This is a genomic window from Chloroflexota bacterium (assembly GCA_026708035.1).
Lineage (GTDB): Bacteria > Chloroflexota > UBA11872 > UBA11872 > UBA11872 > JAJECS01.
The window spans coordinates 1-2820 of the sequence record JAPOVQ010000031.1 but is presented as its reverse complement, the minus strand read 5'-3'; the positions used below and the strand labels follow the sequence as shown (position 1 = coordinate 2820).

Here is a 2820-nt window from a genome sequence, read left to right as displayed (position 1 = left end):
GGCGGCCCCGGACGCCCGCCCCCGTGCCCCCCCGCCCCCGCCGCGCCAGGCGCGTCGGACACGAATACCAACGCTGCGGGGCCTGGGCCTGCCTCGCAGCCCTCGACGTGCACCGCGCCCAGGTGGTCGGACGCTGTGAGGCCAAAACCGGAACCCTGCCCTTCCGTCGCCTGGTCGAGCAGGTCATGGCTACCGACCCCTACCGGCAGGCCCGGCGCGTGTTCTGGATCGTCGACAACGGCTCCTCGCACCGCGGCGCGCGATCCATCCAACGGGCTCAGACGTGGGACCCCAGGCTGCAGCTCGTCCATACCCCGTGCCATGCCAGTTGGCTCAATCAGATCGAGATCTACTTCTCGATCGTGCAACGCAAGGTCCTGACGCCCAACGACTTCGCTGGCACGGCAGAGCTCGCCGACCGCCTCCGCAGCTTCGAGAGCCACTTCGCCGAAATCGGCAAACCGTTCGAATGGACCTTCACCCGCGACGACTTGACCAAACTCCTCAAGAAGCTCGACTCACCGTCCCTGGCTGATGCCGCGTGAATACGTTGCCGAACTTATGACCCAGCGGTACTAAGCCCACGAACAGGACACTGGAAGAACAACGGCAGATCCAGGCGATCGCGCTTCTCGAGGTTCACGAGAGCAAGCGGAGCGCCAGGCCGCATGAGCGACCACAATCACGGAAAGAACCGGATGCGGCGGCGCGGGCGCTGAGCGCAGACCAGCAATCAGGGATCGAGCGACGCCAGCGCGGCAACGACGGCGCTCGAGTCGCTGCCCGCTCCGGAAAAAGTCCGGTTCCTCCCCCTCCTGAAGGAGGGAGTCTCCAGATGAAGACGAAGACCGACCCGGGGGCAAACCCGCCCCTGGTCCCCGACACCCTCACGGTCGTGCTGATCGACGACACCCCGAACTACATCGCGATCGTCCACGAGAACGAGTGGCGGCCCTACGGCCGACGCACCGTCCAGATCAGGCTCACCGAAGAGCAGCGCCGGCTGATCGCACCCCGCAGGACGGGAATGATCCGCGGCGAGCACACCCACGAGCAGGTGCTGCAGGCGTGGCTCGAACCGGCGACCGAATCGCTGGAAACACAGCCGTCGTAACGACGACCGCCACACAACCCGACCACCGGAGCGCCTGCCGCCTCCAGACTTGGAGGGCGACAGGGCGCCACACCCGGACCACCAGCATGACGCTGTTCCACACGAACGAACTCAGGCACCCGACGGCGCGGGGCCTGCTCGCCGCATGGCTGGAGCTCAAGGAGCTCAAGATGGGAATACTGCCCGCCATAGCCGAGCAGCTCGCGCCGACCAGCGCTGGAGCAATCACGTCGGGAACGGACCTGGCCGCGAACCTGCTCGAGCACCACCGCGCGCGCGGGGCGATGCACGCGGCCCGGCAGCTCGCCGAGGAGTCCTGGTGGTGGAAGGTGTGGAACGACGCCTCCAGCCCGTACGTCCTCATTCAGCCGCCGCGGGTCTACAGCGACCAGGCCGTGCGGCTGCTCGACGAGATCGACCCGCGGGGATTCCCCGGCTGCCGCCCGGACGACGTCCGCCGCAGCGCCGAGGCCAGGATGGTGTGCGAGACCATCGCCCTGGAAGCGTGGCTCTGCCTGCGAACCGAGATGACGGTCATCGACCACGTCGAGGTCAACCGCTGGGCGGTCGAAGCCGGACACCGCGGAACGCACACGACCGGCCTGGTCCTGTACGACGCCGACATAGCGATGGTCAACTGGACGTACGAGCCCGAGGACATCCAGCGCTGGACCCAGGCGGGCCTGCTCGCCTGCTGGCCCGAAGACGACGACGCGCCGGCGGCCGACGTCCTCCGCAACACGCGCCGCCACATCGGCGCGATGGCGCTCTCAGGGACGGTCCCCGCAGCCGGACAGCGCCTGCTGAACTGCCTGGACACCCACCCGGACCCGATCGGCCTGGTCGAGGAGACCCGGCGGCGGCTGCCGAGCCCCACCGTCGAGGCCGAACGCCGCCAGCCGAGCCGCCACGCCGCGCCGCCGGACCCGCTACAGCCGCCCGAGCCGCGAGTGCCGCAAAGCCGCAAGACCGGCGGCGCGGAAACCGACGAGCACGGCGGCGACTGACGCCGCACCGGGCCAGCAGGCCCGAAGAACCCACCCGACACGCCAGGAGAGACGATGCCCGAGAAACTGCTGCCCGCAACCATCCGCGCCCGCGTCCACGAGGACGCCATCAGCCGCGTCACCCGCTTCTTCAACGCCACGACCGTCGAGACGCTGAACGAGCTGTTCCAGAACGCCCGCCGCGCCGGCGCGACGAAGGTCGACGTCACCATCGCGGACGGCGAGGTCCGCGTCGTAGACAACGGCCGGGGCATCGCCGACCCGGCCGCACTGCTCGCCTTCGGCCGCACCGACTGGGACGCCGAGACCGCCCGGCGCGAAGACCCCGCCGGGATGGGCGTCTACTCGCTGGCCCGGCGCGCGAAGGTCACCATCCGCTCCCGGCCCCGCCCAGCCGACGGCAAGCAACTGCCCGCGTGGCAGGTCCACCTGACCCCGGAGCACTTCCTCGGACATCGGATCGCTCCCGTCGAGGTGATCGACGCCGGCAGCGTCGCCTTCGGCACCGAGATCGTCTTCGACGACGACAAGGCCAATCCCGACAACGTCAACTCCGCAGCGCGGTACTTCCCGCTGCCGGTGACCTGCGACAGCAACAGCGTCGAGCGCATCTCCTTCCTCCACGGCGCAGTCCACGTCGAGGAGTGGCGCGGGCTACGGCTCGGCGTGCACGCACGCCAGCCCCCGCCCGGGCCGCAC

Annotated in this window: 4 protein-coding genes; all 4 read left to right on the top strand. The window is 69.6% G+C overall.

The annotated features are described in order from the left end of the window. Positions 1–545 (top strand): transposase (locus tag OXG33_13225; GenBank protein MCY4114879.1); only part of this gene is annotated, 545 nt, incomplete at its 5' end. 290 nt (positions 546–835) lie between these two features. Then, a complete protein-coding gene (locus OXG33_13220; GenBank protein ID MCY4114878.1) occupies positions 836–1114 on the top strand; it encodes a hypothetical protein in 279 nt (92 codons plus the stop codon). Positions 1115–1200: 86 nt separating this feature from the next. Beyond that, positions 1201–2121: a hypothetical protein gene (locus OXG33_13215; GenBank protein MCY4114877.1), complete on the top strand. Its 921-nt coding sequence runs from the start codon at positions 1201–1203 to the stop codon at positions 2119–2121. Positions 2122–2175: 54 nt separating this feature from the next. Continuing rightward, on the top strand, positions 2176–2820 hold a 645-nt coding region (locus OXG33_13210), incomplete at its 3' end, for an ATP-binding protein (GenBank protein ID MCY4114876.1).

Bases quoted from the DNA above. Each gene is read 5' to 3' on its own strand.
- OXG33_13220 (MCY4114878.1), top strand. From the start codon at position 836: ATGAAGACGAAGACCGACCCGGGGGCAAACCCGCCCCTGGTCCCCGAC.
- OXG33_13215 (MCY4114877.1), top strand. From the start codon at position 1,201: ATGACGCTGTTCCACACGAACGAACTCAGGCACCCGACGGCGCGGGGC.